19 protein-coding genes and 2 pseudogenes are annotated in these 20,957 nt (G+C 70.8%); 11 read left to right on the top strand and 10 right to left on the bottom strand.

Going from position 1 to position 20,957, the window contains the following annotated elements; genetic code table 11:
• Positions 1 to 58: 58 nt before the first annotated feature.
• Both D3105_RS26400 and D3105_RS26395 read right to left on the bottom strand, forming a co-directional pair.
• Complete coding sequence (locus tag D3105_RS26400; protein WP_118905509.1) at positions 59 to 727, bottom strand: hypothetical protein; 669 nt, start codon at positions 725 to 727, stop codon at positions 59 to 61.
• A gap of 113 nt (positions 728 to 840) precedes the next feature.
• Positions 841 to 1,206 carry a tetratricopeptide repeat protein gene (locus D3105_RS26395; RefSeq protein ID WP_118905508.1) on the bottom strand — a complete coding sequence of 122 codons (366 nt, stop codon included), beginning with the start codon at positions 1,204 to 1,206 and terminating at the stop codon, positions 841 to 843.
• 148 nt (positions 1,207 to 1,354) lie between these two features.
• Between D3105_RS26395 and D3105_RS26390 the strand changes: the two genes are divergently transcribed.
• On the top strand, positions 1,355 to 2,320 hold the full coding sequence (locus tag D3105_RS26390; protein ID WP_118905507.1) for a pirin family protein: 966 nt from the start codon (positions 1,355 to 1,357) through the stop codon (positions 2,318 to 2,320).
• 540 nt (positions 2,321 to 2,860) lie between these two features.
• Here the strand turns inward: D3105_RS26390 and D3105_RS26385 are convergent.
• Complete coding sequence (locus tag D3105_RS26385) at positions 2,861 to 3,454, bottom strand: isochorismatase family protein (protein ID WP_118905506.1); 594 nt, start codon at positions 3,452 to 3,454, stop codon at positions 2,861 to 2,863.
• A gap of 645 nt (positions 3,455 to 4,099) precedes the next feature.
• On the opposite strand from D3105_RS26385, the gene D3105_RS26380 reads away from it, so the two are divergent.
• The 10 genes and pseudogenes from D3105_RS26380 to D3105_RS35505 form a co-directional block, all read left to right on the top strand.
• The gene (locus D3105_RS26380; RefSeq protein ID WP_165891086.1) at positions 4,100 to 4,813 is read left to right on the top strand and encodes an urease subunit gamma; all 714 of its coding nucleotides are present in this window, start codon (positions 4,100 to 4,102) and stop codon (positions 4,811 to 4,813) included.
• Positions 4,814 to 4,875: 62 nt separating this feature from the next.
• Positions 4,876 to 6,792 carry an urease subunit alpha gene (locus D3105_RS26375; RefSeq protein ID WP_165891087.1) on the top strand — a complete coding sequence of 639 codons (1,917 nt, stop codon included), beginning with the start codon at positions 4,876 to 4,878 and terminating at the stop codon, positions 6,790 to 6,792.
• 48 nt (positions 6,793 to 6,840) lie between these two features.
• Positions 6,841 to 7,515: an urease accessory protein UreF gene (locus D3105_RS26370; protein WP_118905503.1), complete on the top strand. Its 675-nt coding sequence runs from the start codon at positions 6,841 to 6,843 to the stop codon at positions 7,513 to 7,515.
• A 54-nt stretch (positions 7,516 to 7,569) separates the two neighbouring features.
• Entirely contained in the window at positions 7,570 to 8,271 is a 702-nt protein-coding gene (ureG, locus tag D3105_RS26365) for an urease accessory protein UreG (protein WP_118905502.1), read from the top strand.
• Complete coding sequence (locus D3105_RS26360; RefSeq protein ID WP_118905501.1) at positions 8,268 to 9,083, top strand: urease accessory protein UreD; 816 nt, start codon at positions 8,268 to 8,270, stop codon at positions 9,081 to 9,083. Before ureG ends, D3105_RS26360 begins: the two co-directional genes overlap by 4 nt.
• A gap of 359 nt (positions 9,084 to 9,442) precedes the next feature.
• A complete protein-coding gene (locus D3105_RS26355; RefSeq protein ID WP_118905500.1) occupies positions 9,443 to 9,757 on the top strand; it encodes a hypothetical protein in 315 nt (104 codons plus the stop codon).
• The gene (locus D3105_RS35890; protein ID WP_338104023.1) at positions 9,754 to 10,209 is read left to right on the top strand and encodes a tail fiber domain-containing protein; all 456 of its coding nucleotides are present in this window, start codon (positions 9,754 to 9,756) and stop codon (positions 10,207 to 10,209) included. The genes D3105_RS26355 and D3105_RS35890 overlap by 4 nt, the downstream gene beginning before the upstream one ends.
• 79 nt (positions 10,210 to 10,288) lie before the next feature.
• A pseudogene (locus tag D3105_RS26350) lies at positions 10,289 to 10,463 on the top strand (TetR/AcrR family transcriptional regulator); the annotation flags it as partial.
• Between the two features lie 148 nt (positions 10,464 to 10,611).
• Positions 10,612 to 11,193 carry an SMI1/KNR4 family protein gene (locus D3105_RS26345; protein ID WP_240647027.1) on the top strand — a complete coding sequence of 194 codons (582 nt, stop codon included), beginning with the start codon at positions 10,612 to 10,614 and terminating at the stop codon, positions 11,191 to 11,193.
• A 151-nt stretch (positions 11,194 to 11,344) separates the two neighbouring features.
• Positions 11,345 to 11,443 (top strand): annotated as a pseudogene (locus tag D3105_RS35505) (pirin family protein); the annotation flags it as partial.
• Here D3105_RS35505 and D3105_RS26335 read toward each other — a convergent pair.
• From D3105_RS26335 to D3105_RS26305, 7 genes are all read right to left on the bottom strand, one after another.
• Positions 11,422 to 12,417: an alpha/beta hydrolase gene (locus D3105_RS26335; RefSeq protein WP_118905499.1), complete on the bottom strand. Its 996-nt coding sequence runs from the start codon at positions 12,415 to 12,417 to the stop codon at positions 11,422 to 11,424. The pseudogene D3105_RS35505 and the gene D3105_RS26335 overlap by 22 nt on opposite strands.
• 127 nt (positions 12,418 to 12,544) lie before the next feature.
• A complete protein-coding gene (locus D3105_RS26330; RefSeq protein ID WP_118905498.1) occupies positions 12,545 to 13,582 on the bottom strand; it encodes a hypothetical protein in 1,038 nt (345 codons plus the stop codon).
• A 28-nt stretch (positions 13,583 to 13,610) separates the two neighbouring features.
• Positions 13,611 to 14,891, bottom strand: coding sequence for a TRAP transporter large permease subunit (locus D3105_RS26325; protein ID WP_118905497.1), 1,281 nt, complete (start codon positions 14,889 to 14,891; stop codon positions 13,611 to 13,613).
• Positions 14,892 to 14,895: 4 nt separating this feature from the next.
• Positions 14,896 to 15,528, bottom strand: coding sequence for a hypothetical protein (locus tag D3105_RS26320; RefSeq protein WP_118905496.1), 633 nt, complete (start codon positions 15,526 to 15,528; stop codon positions 14,896 to 14,898).
• A complete protein-coding gene (locus D3105_RS26315) occupies positions 15,525 to 17,654 on the bottom strand; it encodes a hydantoinase/oxoprolinase family protein (RefSeq protein ID WP_118905495.1) in 2,130 nt (709 codons plus the stop codon). Before D3105_RS26315 ends, D3105_RS26320 begins: the two co-directional genes overlap by 4 nt.
• Before the next feature lie 214 nt (positions 17,655 to 17,868).
• Complete coding sequence (locus D3105_RS26310) at positions 17,869 to 19,482, bottom strand: FAD-dependent oxidoreductase (RefSeq protein WP_118905494.1); 1,614 nt, start codon at positions 19,480 to 19,482, stop codon at positions 17,869 to 17,871.
• Between the two features lie 57 nt (positions 19,483 to 19,539).
• Complete coding sequence (locus D3105_RS26305; protein ID WP_118905493.1) at positions 19,540 to 20,640, bottom strand: LacI family DNA-binding transcriptional regulator; 1,101 nt, start codon at positions 20,638 to 20,640, stop codon at positions 19,540 to 19,542.
• Positions 20,641 to 20,957 lie beyond the last annotated feature (317 nt).

Here is a 20,957-nt window from a genome sequence, read left to right as displayed (position 1 = left end):
GCCGGGGGCCGTTGAGCCGGGGAGCCGGTATGCCGGGGCGCCCGGCGCGCCCCAGGCATCAGGCGGCGGGGGAGGAGGCGTCGTGGTCGCGTAGGCCGTCCTCGATGCGGCGGGCCGCGTTCTCGAGGATCTGTTCCAGGTCCTTACGCGCCTCGCGTTCCGTGCTGCCGTGCGGTGCGTACGCGGACACCGTGAGCACCAGATCGCCGTTCCACAGGACGAGGGTGCGGCCGGGGCGGCCCTGTTCGTCGGCCGGTAGCGCGTAGGCGCCGTCGTGCACCTTCTCGGGCCCGCGCCCGTGGGCGCGGTCGAGATCCTCCTTGACGCGGTACGCGTGACGGGCCGGCTCGGGGTCCTCGTACACCGAGGCCGTGGCGCTGAGCTTCCAGAACGCTCCGTCCGGGCCCTTGAGGTCCGCGAGGCAGCCGGTCCGCCGGTAACGCGGCCGCGCGCCGTCCTCGCCGACGTCCTCCCGGGTGTCGGGGGATGCGGAGTCGGTGGTGCTGCCGAGGCTGAAGCCCGCGGCGGGCGGTGAGCCCGTGAGGAGGTCGCACGCGCTGCCGGTCCAGCTGTGGACCCCCGGCGGACGGGCGCGCAGTTCCGTCGCTGCGGCCCCCTTCGCTCCACTGCCGTCACTGCCGGAGCAGCCTGCCGAGACCGCCACCGCCAGCCCGATGAGCGCGGCCGACCGCGCCCGGCGTAACGCGGCGCTCCTGGATCCCTTCATCCCCCACCCCTTCGTCCTGGAGATCCCATTGTCCGATGCTCGTACCGGCGGGTAAAGGAGACCGGGCCCGCACCGAAGGGTGCGGGCCCGGCAGGTGGCGCGGGGCGGGCGGCTCAGGAGCGTTCGGCTCCGGGGCCGAAGTCACCGGTGAGGGCCGCGGCCATCCGCAGATGCGGCGCCGCGTCGCCGCTGCGCCCCTGGCGCTCCAGCGTCCGGCCCAGCATGAGGTGCGCGTACGTCTCCACCGGGTCCAGCTCCAGGATCCTCCGCAGCTCCTCCTCCGCCCTGCCCAGCCGGGCGGAGTGGTAGTAGGAGCGGGCCAGCAGCAGCCGCGGCGCGACCTGCTCCGGCACCTCCTCGACGAGTCCACCCAGGATCCGCGCGGCCGTCAGGTACTCCTTCGCCTCGAAGAACATCTGCGCCCGGTCCCACCGGTCGGCGGCGGTGCCGAACTCGTAGTAGGTCTCGGTCTCGCTCACGTGTCCTCCTTACGTGTGGTGCGGGCCGCCTCCGGACCGCCCCGCCGTACGTTCAGCCGTGACAACACCGCACACTGGTTGAACATTCCACTAAAATTCTGGCGTGGGACCCGGTGCTCCACGCCGCTACGGGAATAGGTTGAGCGCCATGAGCAATCTCGATCGCCAGGCCACGCCCTCCGTCTGCGGCGGGCGGGGATTCGTCGTCGCCGAGCCCGTCCGTGAACTGCTGGCTCCCCGCCGCGTCCAACTGGGCGAGTCCACCGAGGTCCGCCGTCTGCTGCCGAACCTCGGCCGGCGCATGGTGGGCGCATGGGCGTTCGTGGACCACTACGGTCCCGACGACATCGCCGACGAGCCGGGCATGCAGGTCCCGCCGCATCCGCACATGGGCCTCCAGACCGTCAGCTGGCTCCACGACGGGGAGGTGCTCCACCGGGACAGCCTGGGCAGTCTGCAGACGGTGCGCCCCCGCGAACTGGGCCTGATGACCTCGGGCCGCGCCATCAGCCACTCCGAGGAGAGCCCGAAGGAACACGCCAGGTTTCTGCACGGAGCGCAGCTCTGGGTGGCCCTTCCGGACGCGCACCGCCACGTCGAGCCGCACTTCCAGCACCATGTGGACCTGCCCGTCGTCACCGCCCCGGGCCTGTCCGCCACCGTCATCCTCGGCGAACTGGACGGGGCGGCCTCGCCCGGTACGGCCTACACGCCGATCGTCGGCGCCGACCTGTCCCTGACCGGTGGCGCCGAGACCCGCCTGCCCCTGGATCCCGACTTCGAGTACGCGGTCCTGTCCATGTCGGGCGAGGCCGAGGTCGACGGCGTACCCGTACTGCCCGGCTCGATGCTCTACCTCGGCTGCGGCCGCACCGAACTGCCGCTGCGCGCCGTCTCCGACGCCGGGCTGATGCTCCTGGGCGGCGAGCCGTTCGAGGAGGAGCTGGTGATGTTCTGGAACTTCATCGCCCGATCCGGTGAGGAGATCGCACAGGCGCGAAACGACTGGGAGAAGGGCTCGCGGTTCGGCGAGGTGCGGGGCTACGACGGTGCCCGCCTGTCTGCCCCGCCACTGCCCACCACCCCGCTGAAGCCACGCGGGCGAGTGCGCTGACCTGCGGAAACTATAGACGGTCTGGTCGTGCTTCCACTGGCGACCGCCATGCCGGGCCCCGATCCGCCTTGCGTCCTGGTGCAGGGTGCTCGGGGGTCTACTGGATTCGGGAGGAGGCGCGTCGAGTCTCGCGTTTGAGCTTGTGTGTCAGGGTTCAACCGGACCGATGCTGACCTCTTGCTGACTTTCCTGATGGCCGGTCAGGTGATGGCAGCCATCTGGCGCCCCGGATGCCCGGGGTCCGGTCCCGGACGAGGTCGCTGAAGCGTCACTGGTGCTGCAGAACCCGGGCGCCGGACTCGTCCGGCCGACCGCCGAGCCACCCTTGCCGAAGCGGGTAGCTCCGGATCGACCCGCACGCGCGACCCTCCGCTCGCGCTCCGGCCCTGGAGGAGGTGGGCGCCGCCGTGCTGGTGGGCCCGGTCGGCTTCGGCCCGACGGCGGCCGGTGCGGTACTTCCGGCGTCGATGAGGAGACCGGCAGATGACATGGTGGGCTGCACACCGGACCCTGGCGGTCTCCGCGGAGCTGACGGTGAGGTTACTGCGGTACGGGGGCTTCGCCGGATACGGCGATGCCTGCCTCGCGGAGGTCGACCAGGGTGGAGTTGATGGTGTCGGGGGCGACGCCTACGGAGTAGTCCAGACGTACGCGTGCGCTGAAGCCGGCCTTCACCGCGTCCAGCGCTGTGGCGCGCACGCAGTGGTCGGTGGCGATACCGACCACGTCGACCTCCTCGATCCCACGTGCGCGCAACCAGTCCGCCAACGACGTGCCCTGCTCGTCAGCGCCCTCGAAGCCGCTCTTGGAGGAGCTGTGCGCGCCTTTGAAGAAGACGGCGTCGATCTTGCCGCTGGTGACGGCGGGTTCGAAGTTCGGGTGGAACTCTCCGCCCTCGTCGCCGGCCACGCAGTGCACGGGGAAGCTGTCCTTGAAGTCGGGGTTCGGCGAGAAGTGACTCCCCGGGTCGATGTGGTGGTCGCGGGTGGCCACTACGTACTGGTAGTCCCGGCCCGCGCTGTGCTCGACCAGGTCGGCGATCTTCGTGGCGATCTGCGCGCCGCCCGCCACGGGAACGCTGCCTCCTTCGCAGAAGTCGTTCTGCACGTCTACGACGATCAAGCCTCGGCTCATTTACGAGTCCCCTTCACCTACGCCTTGGAACAGCGGTCAGGACTGCTGCGCAATCTCACGGCCCAATCCACGCGCAGCGCGGTGGCGTGACGAGCGCAGCCATATCGGTCCGTGTTCTACCGGCCCGCACGCCACCGGCTCATGCGGATCGACGGTTGCTCCACCACACGGACGCAAAGGTTCACCGCAGGAACGATTCGCGGGCCCCCACCAGGCTCTCGGCGGCGACCTTCTCTTGGGTCAACCGGATCGGTGAGCCGACGCCAAGACATACCGGTTGCCCGGGACCCGGTTCCGCCCCGATCGACAGCAACCACGGTGTGTGCCGCGCTCCCGAGCTGCTCGGCCTTCAGGCTGCGTGGATGGACGCCTTACCTTCCTGCCTCAGGCTGTCAGCTCCCCTGCCACGGTGATCACTCATTCGGGTGCACCGCGCTCATCACGCGGGTTTGGCCCTATCGGCGTGATCATGATGGAGCCACGTCGAGTTGGCTGAGCAGCCAATAGGGACGACATCCGTGCTGCGCCAAGAGCACCGGAAGCATCGCCATGAAAGCTCCCGGGACCGTGGATGCGCGTGGCCGCGTCTCCTACTCGCGGCTCAGGGCAGGAGTCCTGGGTGGAAGCCGATGCAGGGAAACATCTGTGCACCTCACCCCACATGAGCAAGAACGCCTGATGATGCACGTGGCCGCCGACGTGGCGGAGAAGCGCCGGTCTCGCGGCGTGTTGTTGAACTACCCGGAGGCCATGGCGCTGTTGATCGTGCATGTTCTCGAAGGGGCTCGGGACGGCAGGACCGTGGCCGAGCTGATGTCGTCCGGCCGCAAGGTGTTGTCGCGGGAGGAGGTCATGGAGGGCGTCCCCGAGATGATCGAGAACGTGCAGGTGGAGGCCACGTTCCCGGACGGGACGAAGCTGGTCACCATCCACGGCCCGTTCCCGGAGGCGGGCCAGGACGAGGTGCCGGCCACCTGTCCGGGGAAGGTCGACTTCTCCCCCGTGAAGGGGGACGAGGTGGTGGTCTTCAACGAGCGCAACAGGCAGCTCGGCCAGGTGACGGAGTTGATGGTCGCCAACCCGACCGACCGGCCCATTCAGGTCGGCTCCCACTACCACTTCGCCGAGGCCAACGACGGGCTGGAGTTCGTCCGCAAGGAAGCGTGGGGCAGGCGTCTGAACGTCCCCGCAGGCAGTTCGGTGCGGTTCGAGCCCGGCATCACCGAGAAGGTACAGCTCGTCCCCATCGAGGGTGCCCGGGTGGTCCACGGTCTGCGCGGCAGGATCGAGGGCCTGCCCGAGAAGGTCAACGGCTCGCTCGACAAGGTCAAGGGTTCGTTCGCCAAGGAGCAGATGTGAGTGCCACCGTTCAGTGCCCCGACTGCTCCTGCTGCTCGGAAGAGCCGACGGCCTTCGACCCGTTGACGCGACCGGCCTATGCGGACCGCTTCGGGCCGACGGTCCGTGACCGTATCCGCCTCGCAGACACCGCTCTCAGCATCAGGATCGAGGACGACTGGTCCGGAGGCCCCGGCCGCAGTGGGAACGAGATGGTCTTCGGTGGGGGCAAGGTGATCCGCGAGTCGATGGGACAGTCCGTCGTGCCGCGCGACCCGGCGAAGACCAAACGCGGGAAGTCGGCCGGCCCCGCGACGGCGAGCCCCCCGGACACCGTCATCACGGGTGTCGTCATCCTGGACCACTGGGGCATCGTCAAGGCGGACGTCGCCCTCCGCGACGGGAACATCGTCGCGCTGGGCAAGGCGTACAACCCCGAGACCATGAACCCCCTCCATGAGGGCGCGGAGCCTCACAATGGGATCGGTCCCCGGCCCGCCGACTTCGTCATCGGTCCGGACACCGAGGTCATCTCGGGCAAGGGCAGGATCCTGACCGCCGGCGGAATCGACACGCACGTCCACTTCATCTGCCCCGACCAGGTCCACGAGGCGCTGGCGGCGGGTGTCACCACGCTCATCGGTGGCGGTACGGGCCCTGCGGAAGGCAGCACGGCGACCACCGTCACTCCCGGCTCCTGGCACGTCAGCCGCATGTTCGAGGCGCTGGACAGTGCGCCGGTGAACATCGGGCTGCTCGGCAAGGGCGCCACGATGTCGAAGGAGTCGATGCTCGCCCAGGTCGACGCCGGGGTCCTCGGCCTGAAGATCCACGAGGACTGGGGCGCCACGCCGGCGGTCATCCAGCAGTGCCTGGAGGTGTGCGAGGAGACCGGGGTCCAGCTCGCCCTCCACGCCGACTCGCTGAACGAGGCCGGATTCGTCCAGGACACCATCGACGCCATCGGCGGCCGCTCCATCCACGTCTTCCACGTCGAGGGCGCCGGAGGCGGCCACGCTCCCGACATGATCAAGATGGTGAGCGAGCCGAACGTGTTGCCCGCCTCCACCAACCCCACCCGACCGCTGACCGTCAACACGGTCAAGGAGCACTTCGACATGGTGATGGTCTGCCATCACCTCAACCCGAAGGTCGAGGAGGACCTCGCCTTCGCGGACTCCCGGATCCGGCCCTCCACGATGGCCGCCGAGGACATCCTCCACGACCTCGGCGCCATCTCGATCATGTCCTCGGACGCCCAGGCCATGGGCCGCATCGGCGAAATGATCATGCGTACCTGGCAGACCGCGCACGTCATGAAGGCCCGCCGCGGCTTCCTGGAGGAAGACCGGCCGCGGGACGAGCCGGAGAACGGTCCGAAGGCCGGGACAGCGCGGGGCGATGTGGTGGTGGACACGACCCCGGCGGCTCAGCCGCCTCTGGCGGACAACCGGCGCGCTCGTCGGTATGTCGCGAAGTACACCATCAACCCGGCACTCGCCCAGGGCATCGACGCCGTCGTCGGCTCCGTGGAGACCGGAAAGCTGGCCGACCTCGTCCTGTGGGAGCCGAAGTTCTTCGGCGTCAAGCCCCACATGGTCATCAAGGGCGGCCAGATCGCCTACGCGCAGGTCGGCGACGCCAACGCCTCCATCCCCACCCCCCAGCCCGTGCTGCCCCGACCCATGTGGGGGGCCACCGGCCTGGCGCCCGGCTCGCTCTCCTACAACTTCGTCACCGAACGGGCCCTCGACAACGGCCTGGCCAAGCGGTCCACCCTGCACAAGCGGTTCAAGGCGATCGCCGACACGCGCGGCGTCAAGAAGGCCCACATGAAGGAGAACCACTCCACCCCTCACGTCCGCATCGATCCCGACACCTACGACGTCATCATCGGCGGAGCGAAGGTGACGGACGTGACGACGTTCGTCGACGACCACATCATCGATCGCGCGTATGCCACCGAACTCCCCATGGCTCAGCGCTATTTCCTCTTCTGAGCCTCACCGGAGCGCAGCGAGCCGAGCCGTCAAGCAAAGGAATGAAGAATGAACCGTGCCGCGCTGCTCATCCTGGCCGACGGGCGGTTCCCCGCCGGAGGCCACGCCCACTCGGGCGGTGCCGAACCGGCGGTCGCGGCCGGCCGGATCACGGACGCCGGCACGCTGGAGGAGTTCTGCCGAGGGCGGCTGCACACCGCCGGGCTGGTCGCGGCGGCGCTGGCCGCCGCGGCCGCCACCGGTCACGACCCACTGGCCCTGGACCAGGCCGCATACGCCCGTACACCCGTGGCCGCCCTGCGCAACACCGCCCGCAAGCTGGGCCGGCAGATGATGCGAGCGGCCCGCGCCACGTGGCCGTCGGCCGAACTCGACACGCTCGCGGCGGCCCTGCCACGGGGCGCACACCAGCCGGTGGTCCTGGGCGTGGCCGCCCGGTCGGCCGGACTCGACCCGCTGGATGCCGCGTACGCGGCGGTGTACGAAACCATCAGCGGACCGGCCACCGCCACGGTCCGGCTGCTGAGCCTGGACCCGTTCGACGCGAGCACCGTGCTCGCCCGCCTGGCACCGGAGCTCGACCGCGTCGCCGCAGCCGCCACCGCGTCGGCCCAACGCGTCGCCGCAGAAGGAGTCGACGCCCTGCCCGCGGCCTCCGCGCCGCTGCTGGACATCAGCGCCCAGCAACACGCCACCCGGACCGCACGCCTCTTCGCCTCCTGACGTCGGTACCGGGACACCACACACCGACGACGAGACACCACACAAGGAAACCGGATGCACCTCGACCACGACCTCGACGAGAAGTTCCCGCACCGCCACACCTACAGCGCCCCCGCCACCGAGCGCCCCGACGGCACCCGCCGCGCGCTGCGCATCGGCCTCGGCGGCCCCGTCGGCTCCGGCAAGACCGCCACCGTCGCCGCCCTCTGCCGGGAACTGCGCGACCGGCTCTCCATCGCCGTGGTCACCAACGACATCTACACCCGCGAGGATGCCGACTTCCTGCTCCGGCAAGCGGTCCTGCCGCCCGAGCGGATCCAGGCCGTCGAGACCGGCGCCTGCCCGCACACCGCGATCCGCGACGACATCTCCGCCAACCTCGAAGCCGTCGAGGAGTTGGAAGAGACGACTGGCCCGCTCGACCTGATCCTCGTCGAGTCCGGCGGCGACAACCTCACCGCCACCTTCTCCAAAGGACTGGTCGACGCCCAGATCTTCATCATCGACGTCGCCGGCGGCGACGACATCCCCCGCAAGGGCGGCCCCGGCGTCACCACCGCCGACCTCCTCGTCATCAACAAGACCGACCTCGCTCCCCATGTCGGCTCCGACCTGGAGCAGATGGCTCTGGACGCCAAGAAGCAGCGCGGCGAACTCCCCGTCGCCTTCACCTCCCTCAAGGAGGAAGGCGGCGTCAAGCCCGTCGCCGTCTGGGTCCGCGAACACCTCACCGACTGGGCCGCAGGCTCCGCATGACCTCCGCCACGGCACCCGCCGTTCCGACAGGCCGCGGCACGGCCGCCTTCGGCGTACGAGCCACGGCACGCATTACTGCCTCCGCCCGGGCCGGCGGCACCATCCTGCCCGTTCTCGACGGCGACGGCCCCTTCGAACTCCGCCGTCTGCGCTCACGGGGCTCCGAAGCGCGGGTCTGTGTCGTCGGGGCCATGAGCGCCCCCCTCGGCGGCGACCGCCTGCGCATTGAGGCCGCCGTCCAGCAGGGAGCCGTCCTGCACGTCACCACCGCGGCCGCGACCCTCGCCCTGAGAGGCCCCACCACCGCACCCGCCACCTACGACGTGCACCTGTCCGTGGCTGACCACGCGGAGCTCCGCTGGCTGCCCAAACCCCTGATCAGCGCCGCCGGAAGCAACCTGCGGCAGACGTGGACGATCGACCTCGCCCCCACCGCACGACTCGTCTTGCGCGAGGAGCTGGCACTCGGGCGCACAGGTGAACCACCCGGCCGGGTGACCACCCGGCTCACCGTCCGTCGCGGCGGACGAGTACTCCTTGACCAAGAGGCGGACTACGGGCCGGGAGCCGTCGGCTGGGACAGTCCGGCCGTCCTCGCCCACCACCGGGCAACCGGCCAAATCCTCGTCGTGGAACCCGACTTCGACGCGGAACCGCCCACCTTCCGGGGCCTGACCGACACCTCGCAGGACGGACTGGCGGCCCTCACCCCCCTCGCGGGCCCCGCGTCGCTCATCACCGCCATCGCCCCTGACGGCCTGCGCCTGCGCCACCTCCTCAACACCGCCCACAGCACCCACCTGTCCCGCTGATCCGACCAGAGCCTCCGGGCCGTCCAACCGTAGGGATGGTCGTCACCCGACCTCAGGGGGATGCACTGCGGTGCCGAACTGTGTCCCGGTTGGACGACGGAGGCTTCCTGGATCCTGGTGGCCGCCGTACGAGTCGGTGGCTGTCCGGCCCACTACGTGCACACGCGCGATACAGCTGCGGGCGTGGAGGATGGGGTGTCGGTCAGAGTTCCCAGTCCACCGAGCCGAAGATGTCTTATCCTCCGGCCCACGGTCGCGAACAGCGCCGCCGCAGTTGGCGAAATCTACGTGCCCTTTGGGGCATTGGGCCGTTAGGGGTGTCGCGGGCGCACTTGGCGTCCCGAACGGAGGGTTGTTTGATGTCCACGAAACGCGTTGCCCGCCGCCTGCTGGTTCTGACAGCTACGGCGGCCACCGGTACGGGTGCGTTGAGCGGTCCGGCCGTCGCGAGCACGAACATCCTGGCGGCGGGAAACGCCGCTCACGACACCACGATGATCAACAAAGACCGTGAGATCGCGGCGGTCGGCGTGACGGCCTACAGCAGCGGGGTGGGCCGTGGTCTCGTCCAGCTGCCGGTGAACAGCCCGCAGAACCGCGGTGGCGGAGGCAGCCTGCTCTTCTCGGACCGTGCACTGAAGACCGACGTCACCGCAGTGGTCTGGGAGCGATGAGCTGCCGGCGGTTGAAAGGGGCCCTGGCCCGGATGGGAACGTCGTCCCTGGTCAGGATGTGCCTGCGGCGGAATGCTTCTGCGGCTGGTCTGGCATCTGGTGCTGTGTCGGGTGCGGTACGCGGTAGCGATCCGGTCAACGGCTACCAGGTACTGGAACAGGTGCTCCAGCTACCCGTCAGCACGTGGCGATACCACTGGGACCCGCCACACGTACGCCACTTGGGCCCCATGGCACAGGACTGGTGGAAAGCGTTCGGAGTCGGTGAGAACGACCGGACGATCTGCTGCACCGACGCCAACGGAGTGGCCATCGTCGCCATCCAGGCACTGCACCGGGAACTGACCGAACTACGAGGCGAAGTCGAGGCCCTACGGGCCGAGAGTCCACGACAGGCACACGCCAGCTGCGTACCTGCGCACATGAAGCCCGAAAAGGCCGCAGAAACGTAGGAGTGCCCTGCGTACCAGCCACCCGGTGCGGGCCCCGGCTGGTTGCCGGGACCCGCACGGTGAGCGGTGCTGCGCGTAGCAGTTCGCCTCTGCGGAGGCGGCTCGCCGAGGAGGCGACCGCCCACGCCTTCGCCGGGCTCGCCCGGCGCCATGCGGCCGGACTTGAGCGGTACGACGGGCAGCGGGATACCGCTCAGCGGGCCCTGATCGGCACCACCCTCTCCGTCGAGCACCGTGACGCCCCGGCGGACGGCACGTGACTGCCCGGGAGCGCACCGACGACCGATCAGTGGCGGTGTCTCCGTAGCGGAGTCCTGGCCGCAGTTCGAGGCGTTGGCGGGCTCCCCGCGCACTTCCTCAGCATCCTCCCCTTTTGGTGGTTCGAACTGGCATGATCCCGGGGTGACTTCATCGATATCCGAGTCGTGGACCCGCATGGACGCTTGGCTTGCCCGTCACGCGCCTCGTACCTTTACTGCTCTTGCCCCGCCGGCGGAGCGTTCGGCGATTGCCGCAGCCGAACAGGCCATAGGACAGCCGTTCCCCGAGCCCTTGGTGGAGTCCCTGCTGCGGCACAACGGCATGGGCCACTTCGACCTGCTGCCACCGTTCTGGTCCTTGCTCGACGTGGAGGGGATCACCAGGGCTTGGCAGATGCGCATGGAGATCCACGGAGACGAAGCAGCGGAAGCCGATGAAGGTGACCCGAACGGGGAGTACGGGCCGTGGTGGCATGGGCAGTGGATCCCTTTCGCTTTCGACGGCGCAGGGGACTACCTCGTGGTGGACCGGCGCTCCTCCCGCTGCCCGGGACGGATCGGCCATGCCGATCACGAGACGGGATGCTCTTTCCGGCACCATCCCATGTGGGCGTCGCTCCAGGCTCTCCTGGATGCGACGGCCAGTGCTTTGGAGACCGGCGAGGCGGTTGACGGCTACCTGCCTGTCGCAGTCGATGATGATGAGTTGGACTGGGAGTTCTGATACTCAGGGCACTGCGACGGCCCGATGCCCTGAGGCCTGCCGTGTTCGGGCAGACGGGTTGCCGGGTCGGTCTGTCCGCAATGCAGTGCCGTGAGCCGAACGAGACCTCGGCTGACGACGTGCCCCACGTGACATCACTAAGGGCAGCTGACTCGGCCGCTCCCACGAGGAGATCGTTGAGGCCCGCGAGGACTGGATGAGCAGATCGCGGTTCGGCGGGGTCAGGGGCTACGACGGCGCCCCACTGCCCCGGGACTCCGGCCGCGAAGAAGCTTTGCCCAGCGCCCGGCGCAGCACCGCGATCTGTTCGCGGGCCGCCCGGCGAGGCAGCGTGAGGTGGGGGAGCACACCGTCGAAGCCGTGGAACGCGCCCGGCCACAGATGGAACTCGGTCGACACCCCCGCCTCGATCAGGCGCAGCGCGTACCGTGCGCACTCGTCGCGGAAGACCTCAAGCTCCCCGACGTCGACGTATGCCGGAGGGAGCCCCGACAGGTCGGTCGCACGGGCGGGTGCGGCGTAGGGAGGGACCTCCTCGCTCCCCGTGAGCGGGCCGAGCAGGGCCGCCCAGCCGTAGAGGTTGTTGGCGCGCGGCCAGGTGACGGCCTCCGCGAACTCCCGGCTGGAACCGGTGCTGTTGTGGTCGTCCAGCATCGGGCAGAGCAGGAACTGGAAGACCGGCTCGGGGCCGCCCCTGTCCCGGGCCAGCAGGGCCGTGGCGGCCGCGAGTCCGCCGCCCGCGCTGATCCCGCCGATCGCCAGGCGCCCGGCGTCGATCCGCAGAAGCTCCGCCTGGTCCGCCGTCCATCGCAGGGCGCGGTAGCAGTCCTCCACGGGTGCGGGATAGGGGTGCTCGGGCGCCAGCCGGTAGTCCACCGAGACCACGGAGCAGTCGGCCTCCAAGGCGTATGCGGAGACCCGGGCGTCGTCCATCTCGGGGGAGCCCAGCACCATGCCCCCGCCGTGCAGCCAGACCAGACAGGGCAGCGTGTCGGAGCCTGCCGTGCGCGGCCGGTAGGTCCGGACCCGGAGCGGGGTGGGACCCGGCAGCCGGTGGTCGGTGACCACGACGCCGTCGGCGGGCGGTGCGACGGGCTGTGCGGCGCGCTCGGCCCGTAGCGCGGCGAGTTCCTCGTACGGCAGGCCGTCGAGCACCGTGGGCGGCGGCGGGTCCGCCGCGAGCGCGGCCGCCATCTCGGCGTCCAGGTTGGGATGGTGGGGCATGGGTGGGGCGAGCCTTCCTCGATGCGACGCGGCGATAGTGCGACGCGGCCATTACGGAGTCCCGTGGCGTGGGTACGCGCGCGGGGGTGCGCCGGACGCGCGTCCAGCGCACCCCCGCCCCCCTGTATCAGCCGCGGGCCACGCAGATCGAGCCCTTCAGGCGCTCGCCCGCCTCGTAGACCATGTACGGCACACCCCGGTCCGTACCGAAGCTGGGCGTGGCGGCCCGGCCGTTCTCCGGTGCGGCGTTGCTCGAATCGTAGAAGAGGCCGAGGTGGTTGCGGCGGGAGAAGTCGTTGCCGACCTCGGTGATCAGCATGTTCCCGCCGGTCTCCTTGCCGGTGTGGTAGACGACGTACGTGCTGTTGTTGCGGGTCAGCAGGTGCGCGCCGCTGATGTTGTTCGCGCCGACGTCCGAGTGTCGGATCAACGGCTCTTGCGCGAAAGTCCAGTTGCGGCCGTCCTTCGACCAGCCCCAGCCGACGTCACGTCGGTTCGACTGGTTGTTGACCATGAACAGCATCACGTAACGGGCCTCGCGCGCGGGCAGGTTGTGCCGGAACACCCGTGCGTAGGAGGTCTCACTGGTGCCGGCCGGAAGCATGTCCTTGGTGAGCACGGTCTTGTCGTACGTGAACGTGATGCCGTCCTTGGAGCGGGCGAGGCGGGTGGTGTGGTTCTCACCGTGGAAGTACAGCCACAGCTCCTTGACGTCCTCGTTCCACAGGACGTGCGGCGATGAGACATGGCTGACCTTGTAGTGCGGCTGCCAGTTGTTGGAGACGATCGGGTTCGCCGGGTACTCCGTGAACGGGCCCTCCAGCGAGTTCCCGTAGGCCAGGCAGATGCCGCCGGGTGCGTCGTGCGGGGCGTAGTAGAGGTAGTAGCGGCCCAAGGGGTTGGCCAGCCGGTCGTAGACGCCCCGGATGCACGGGAAGATGATCTCGCCCGTCGGGTTGTACTTCAGCTGGGAGGGCGTCAGGAGCGGCTTCAGGTGCTTGTAGTCCGGGAAGCCGCCCGGTGCCGCGGCTGCCGGGCTCGCCGTCGCTCCGGTGGCGGCCAGTCCGGCGGTCGCCGCTATCCCGGCGACCGTCCCGCGCAGGAAGATCCGGCGGCTCGGCTGCCCCGCGTCGGGGATGCGGGGTGAGTCCTGGTGCTGTGTCATGTCGTTCTCCGTCCCGAGAAGTGATGGATCACAGATAGGTGGCGGCGGTGACGCAGAAGCCGCCGAGCGCGACGGCCCAGACGTACGGCAGAGTCCGCAGCATCACCTGCTGCGGGGTCACCCCGGCGTACTGCGCGCTCCACACGGTCTGGGTGCTGGTGGGGTCCGAAACCCCGAAGACCTGGTTGTACGAGGTGGCGAGCCCCAGCACCGCGACCGCCGGGTAGATGCCCGCCGCGATGAGGACCCCGGCGATACCCGCGCCGAGACCGAAGACGTTCAGCGGACCCCGATAGAGGCAGAGCGGTACGAGCAGCGTGAACACGAGCACGAACAGCACCGGGTTCTGCGGGCTGACCGCCTTCACCAGCGGCTCCAACGACTCCACAGCGCCTGGCAGTTTGACCGCCGCGAGCAGGATGCCGATCGCGATGAACAGGACCATCGGGGCCGCCGCGACCTCGAACGCCCCGTACAGGGTGCGCAGCAGCCGCTTGTTCATCTCACGCGGCCGGGTGGTGGTCAGCAGCGCGTACACCACGCCGGCCAGCATCGACGGCAGGATCGCCACCTCGAAGCCGAGGGCAAGGACCAGCGGCACGACCGGGGTGAGCAGCGCGTACCACGGGGCGTCGCCCAGCTGCTTGCGGCGCGAAACGGGCTTGGCCGAAGCCGACTTGAGCGACCAGGCGTGCTCCACGCCCCGGCGCCGCGTCTCGACGAGGACGAACAGCACGGCGGCGGCCAACGCGAACGGGAACAGCTTCAGCATGAAGCCGCGCACCGTCGGGATGGGCAGTTCCAGCGCCGTGGAGAAGAACTGCCATATCGGCAGCTCGAAGGGCATGCCCGCGGCGATGCCCATCAGGATCGTTCCGGCCGCGGTGACCTTGGGGATGCCGACGGCGATCATGGCGGGGATGCCGATGATCCCGGCGAGCATCGCCGCGGGCGCCGAGCCGGTGACCGTACCCACCAGGGTGGAGACCGCGAGGACGCCGAGGGCGACCACCACCGGCCGGTCCCCGCCGAACTCGACGATCTTGCGGACCAGAGTGCCCGCGATACCGGTCTCGTCCAGCAGCTTGCCCAGCCAGGAGCCGAGCAGGATGGCGACCATCGTCGCGGCGAGCGCCGGGGCGCCCTCCTGGAGGACCGTGTCCAGAACGCTGTTCTCGCCGGTCAGCGGTGCGCCCGCGATGAAGGCGATGGCGACGGCCAGCAGGACGAGCGCGAAGCCGGTGGGGAGCTTGCGGGTGAGCATCGCGGCGACCCCGGCCGCCATGACAAGAAGGATGACGACGCCCATGGCGTTACTTCTCTCTTCCGTGCGGGGATCCGTGCGGGGACCCATGCTGCGGCTCGGCCGCGGTGGCCAGCGCCGCCGTCAGCAGGAGGGGGCTGCGGCCCAGGCCGCAGACCGTGCGGGCGTGGGCATGGGCGGCGATCTCGTCGGCGCCCGCGACATGGCCGTACAGGGTGTGCCGTCCGGCGCGCAGCACGACGTGGTCCAGGGCGCGCTTCAGGTCCTTCTTCCGCGGCCCGTGGTGCAGTTGTTCGTGCACCGCCTCGTGCGCGATGGCCGCGGCCCGTACCGAACCGGCCGGGTACCAGTGCCGCCAGCCGAGCAGGCCGATCAGCTCGTCGGCGAGCGCCAGCGTGTCGGTGAACAGCTCGACGGTCGGGACCGGCCGCGAGGTGTAGCGGGCCAGCAGCCCCCTCGTCAGGCCCCCGTCGCTCTCCACGATCCGGGCCGTGGCGGCGACCCGCTCCAGCCCCGCGCCGAACGCGTCGGCCGTCGCGGCCCAGCGCCGCAGCAGCGCCGGATCGCGCCGCTCGTGCGTGGGCGTGTTCCGCAGCAGCCGTACGCCGAACTCGACGTCGTCCGCTGCCTCCAGCTCCGCGATCGCCGCGCGCGCCGCCCGGTCCAGCAGGGTGGCCGTCACGACCGCACCTCCACCACGGCCACGACCGGCTCGTCGGCCGACCGGGACCGCAGCTCGCTGCGAGCCAGAGCCAGCAGCGGGTCCGGATCGAGGACCCCCGACAGATCGGCGATCCGCGAGCCGAGCAAGAGCCGCAGCGCCGGAGCCCGCACCCCGCCGTCCCCGTACGACGTGGCCTCCTTCACCAGACCCGCCAGCACCTCCGGGGCCCGGCCCACCGTCGTCGTCTCGACCCGGGCGTCCGGGGCGTGCAGCCGTACGACGCCGTCCGCGTCGACCACCCGCACCGGGTGCCGGTCCGCGCGGAAGCGGCGGCGCACCTCGGTGCCGTACACGGTGTGGGCGGGCGTGCCCGCGAGGACCCGCACGGACGCCGGGTCCGTGCGCAGGCTCATCGCGGCGGCCCGCAGCCGGTCCGCCTCGTCCGCCCGGTGGGCGCGGTCCTGGGTGCGCAGCTCGGTGGCACCGGTCGCGACGGCCCGTACGGTGCTGGTCTGGGGGTCGACGGTGACCTCCACCTCCACCCCGTCGGCGGCGGCCCCCTGGGCGATGACGGCGGCCTCGGCCTCCGCACGTACGGCGAGGATCTGCTCCTGGCCGGCGCCCGGGATGATCCGCTCGACCTGCTCCCGGATGAGGGCGAGGGCCACCCCGATGGGGCTGATCACCTCGTTGTGCCGGGCGATCCGGCCCTCCTGCCCGGTGACGGCCGCCAGGTGCGGGGTGACCGAGGCGGCCCCTCCGCCGCCCCCGACGAGCACCGCGGTGTCCTTCTCCAGGCGGTAGTCGCGCATCATCGTCTCCACCACCGACTTCACCTGATCGGTGCCCGCGTCCAGCAGGTTCGTCGCCGCCGTGGCGACATCCGTGCCGAGCACGGCGGCCAGCGGGGCGAGCGCGGCCAGCGCCACGTCCTGGTCGCAGCGGGCGAAGTCGCCCTCCGGCACCCGCCCGAGCGCGTTCGCCGCACAGGTCATGGTGATCGCGAACCGGCCGCCCGCCGCGTCCAGCACCGCGTAGTCCGCCGGGTCGTCGGCCATCGGCCGGATCGTGGTCACCTTCGCGTCCCGCAGGTCCTCCGCGCTCGCGAAACAGGCGTACGGCAGGCCTGCGATGTGCGCGCTGCGCGGCCCGACGCCGACGACCTTGCCGCCGTCGATCCGGACCATCGAACCGCCGCCGACGCCTACCGTGCGTACGTCGAGCGCCGAGAGGTACGACGTCCTGCCCAGCATCGTGGCGTGCCGTACGGCGACCTTGCCGCGCCGCACCACGCTGATGTCCGTGGACGTGCCGCCGGTCTCCAGGAACAGGCCCTCGCTGATGCGCTCCTGCATCAGCGCCCCGGCGACGCCCGCCGCCGGACCCGACAGCACCGTCAGCAGCGGTCTGCGCCGCATCTCGTCCAGCGACATCACCCCGCCGTCGCAGCGCATCACCATCAGCGGCGCGCTCACGCCCGCCTTGGTGATCGAGGCGTCGACCAGGTCGGCGGTGGCGAGCATCCGCGGCAGGATCGCCGCGTTCACCACCGCCGTCCGGGTCCGCTTGTGGAGCCCGTACAGCGAGGTGATGTCATGAGCGGCCGTCGTCGGCAGCCCACGCTCCCGGGCGGCCGCCGCGACCGCCTCCTCTCCTTCGGGACGGTCGACGCTGAACGGCTGGCTGGCGACGACGACTTCGGCCCCCTCCCGGACGACCTCGTCGAGCGCGGCGCGTACGGCGGGGGCGTCGTCCGCGTCGGCGACATGGGCGTAGGCGAGCGGCAGCCGCTTGCCCGGGGTCAGCTCCAGCTTGCGGAAGGCGGCCAGCCGGCGGGTCAGCGTGGCGCCCGGACCGGTGCCGATGCCGATCAGTCCGACGGTGGCCACATCGCCCTCCAGCAGGGCGTTGGTAGCCTGGGTGGTCCCGTGGGCGAGGAACGTCACGTCCTCGGGCGTGTGGCCGGTCTGCTCCAGCAGCCGGTCGAGGGCTTCGACGATGCCGTGGGCGACACCGTCCTCGTGGTGGTGACTGGTGGGTACCTTCACCTGCCCCAGCAGTTGCAGGGTCGTGGCGTCTACGGCCACGGCGTCGGTGAAGGTCCCGCCCACGTCGATGCCGACGCGGATGCGGTGGGTGTTCATGGCTGGGCACCTCCTTGTGCGGGTGGGCAGGGCGAGGGCGGCAGGACCGGGCGTCGGCAGACGCCGTGGGTCCTGGGCCGGGCGGGTACAGGTGGAGCTGCGCCCGCCCGGCGCTCCGCGGCCGCCCCTGGGGGCCGTGCGGTGGAACGGGGCGTACGGGGTCGAACAGGTGGAGCGGGCGGGGCGTCCCGTCAGTACCGGGGGCCCGTCCTCGTCAGTAGCCGCGTACGTCCGGCCAGTGGCGCTGGATTCCGTCGCGCTCCAGCAGCCGGGCGAACACCTCGAACCGCTTGTCCTCGGCCTGCACCCGGTGCGGCTCGACGTTCTCGGCGACACAGTGGGCGGCCAGGGCGCCGGCGACCTCGCCGATGTTCCACTCCACCGGGTGGAGCCGGTAGCAGCCGTTGGTGATGTGCGTGGTGCCGATGTTCTTGCCCGCGGGCAGCAGGTTGCGGACCCGGCGGGGGATGAGCGCGCCGAGCGGGATCTCGAACGGCACCGAACCGATGTCGATGTAGTTGTCGCCGCCGGTCGACGGGTGCAGATCGATGCGGTAGTTGCCGACACCCACCGAGTCCCGGTGGCGGGTGCCGCCGTACGGGCCGACGATGTCGATCGACACGTCGTGCTCGGTGACCGTGGTGACGGCCTTGATCCGCCGCGACTCCCGGACGTACGGGGCCTTCGCCAGGCCGTCCGCCGTGCCGGTGACGTCCGGGCGCAGCCGCAGCCCCGGGAAGCCCTGACCGCCGTCCGCTCGGGGGGCCTCGGTCTGGAGCCAGTACAGGACCGACAGGGACAGCTGGCGCGCCCCGTGCAGCGCGGCGGCCGCCGTCTCCTCGCCGTCGCCGATCAGCGGCTTCAACCAGTAGTCGTTCAAGGGCCAGTTGACCAGCGTGATGTCCGAGTCGAACGCGCCGGGACGGTGCAGCTTGCGGGCCAGGATCCGGCGGAAGCCGAACAGCTCCTTGTCGCCCGCGTCGGCCGACTGGTCGGCGCTGACGTCCAGCGGGTCCAGCTCCGGGTTGGGCACGAAGGTGCGCGGGACGGCCTCCAGACTGCGGGGGTCCGGGGCGAGGAAGCCGAGCAGCGGACCGGGCCAGAACTCCGGCCGGTACGTGCGCCAGAAGTCGTAGTCGGCCGGGCGCTCGATGGTGTGGTCCTCGCCCTCGTGGTGCGAGAGCGCGAAGCACACCGTGATGCCCTGCTGGTTGAGGGGCTGGGCCTCCTCGGGGGCGTGCGGCTCGTCGTACTCGCTCCGCGCCTCGGCGCCGATCACATGCTCCACCCCGGCGAGTTCGAGCAGTTCGCCGGTCTCGGTGGCGTCGATGACGTAACGGGCCGTGATCGTACGGCGCTTGCCGCTGCGCGTGTCGGCGAGCGTGACGGACCGTACGGTGTCGTCGTCGCCCGCCTCGGCGGCCACCGGGCGGTGTTCGGTGAGCAGCGTGAGCAGTCCGGCGGAGCGGTACGGGGCGATCATCGCCTCCATCACCGCGAGCGCGACGCGCGGCTCGTGGCAGAGCTTGCTGACGCGGCCCGCACCCGGGTTGAGGGTGCGCTGGGCCAGCGCCTCGGAACGCAGCGGGTACCACTGGCGGTAGTAGTCCCGGATGGACTCGCGCAGGGTGCGGTACGAGGCGGTGGTGCCGAACTCCTCGACCCACGGGTGCTCGTCCGGCGGGACCGCCTGTGAGGTGAGCTGGCCGCCGATCCAGTCCGTCTCCTCGGTGAGGACGACGCTGCGCCCCGCCCGGCAGGCGGCGATGGCGGCGGCGACCCCGCCGAGTCCGGCGCCCACGATGAGGATGTCGGGTTCGGGTATCACGGTTCTCCTTGAAGTGCGGGACGTACGCGTGCGGTGACGGGACCTCGGATCCGGAGGTCAGTACCGGGCGGGGGCCGGGCCCGCCGTGGAGCCGGGTCGGAAGGTGCAGGCGACCAGGGGTTCGGCCGCCTCCTCCCCGGAGACCAGCGCCGCGAGCATCCGGACGGCCGCCGCGCCCAACTGCGGTCGAGGGATGTCGAATCCGGTGGGAACGGGCTCCTCGGCCAGGTCCGGCGGCGGGCTGCCGAGCAGCGCCAGCGAGGCGTCGCGCGGGCAGTCGATCCCGACGAAGTGGGCGGCCCCGTGCAGGGCGCGCCAGGCGTCGCCGGTGTCGGTCTCCTCCGCGACGAACGCGGTGACGCCCTCGTCGAGCCAGCCGCGCAGCCGCTCCGCGGTCAGCTGCCGCTCGGGGTCGGCGGAGCGGAAGACGGCGGCGGGACCGCCGGGCAGCCCCGCCTCCTCCAGGCCCTTGAGGAAGCCGTGTTCACGGTCGGTGGAGGCGGGCGCCTCGTCGTCCTCCCGGACCAGCACGATGCGCCGGTGGCCGAGCGCCGCGAGATGGGCGACGACCTCCTGGCTGGCGCTGATGTAGTCCGCGCCGACCCAGGCGAGCCCCTCCAGCTCGTCCCGGCGGCCCAGATGGACCACCGGGAAGCCGTCGGCGACCAGCCGCCGCAGCTCCTCGGCCGGCGCGTGCCGCCCGAGGAACAGACAGCCGTCGGCGAGCCGGACGCGGGCCAGGGCGTTGGGCCCGGCCGCCCCCGCGCCGCCCGTGCTGGAGCCGGTGAAGAGCACCAGGTCGTAGCCGCGGGCCGCGGCCTCCTGCTCGACGCCGACCAGGAACGGGTAGTACGAGTGCTGCACATCGGTCGGGAACGTGGACGTGAAGCTGAAGACGCCCAGCAGATTGTTCCGCGCGGCGGCCAGCCGGCTGGCCGCCGGATCGGGGACGTAACCGAGCGCCCGCACCGCGTCGAGCACCTTGCGGCGCGTCTCCTCCGAGATCGTCGCGCCCTGCTTCCGGGCCCCGAGCACGAGCGAGACAGTGGCCTGCGAGACCCCGGCGAGCCGGGCGACCTCCGCCTGCCGCGGCCGGGACGTACGGCCCGCGGGGGCGGGCGCGCGGCCCGGCCTGGCCCGCTTCCTGGGTTCTTCCACGGTGTTCCTCCGGATCACTAATGCGTATTACTAATGCGCATTAGTGAGTCACTGTGGACCCTCGTCCCACACCGGTCAAGGGATCGCGCAAGACTTCTTTCGGCCCTTCTGCCGTCAGGCCGCTACAGCACACGATCGGGTGGAACCCGCGTGCGCCCATGAGTTTCGCGCGGGCGGGCACCGTGCCCGACGCGATCATGCGGCGGTGCTCTCAATGATTCGGACGGCCCACCGTCCCCACTCCCTGGTCCCGGCCGGGATCGCCGCCCTCGCCTTACTCACGATCCTGCCCGCGGTCCCCGCCACCGCCGCATGAT

The sequence above is a fragment of the Streptomyces globisporus genome (genome assembly GCF_003501885.1).
In the GTDB taxonomy this organism is placed as follows: Bacteria; Actinomycetota; Actinomycetes; order Streptomycetales; family Streptomycetaceae; genus Streptomyces; species Streptomyces globisporus_D.
The sequence above is the reverse complement of the archived record's forward strand: the minus strand, read 5'-3'. Positions and strand labels throughout refer to the sequence as shown.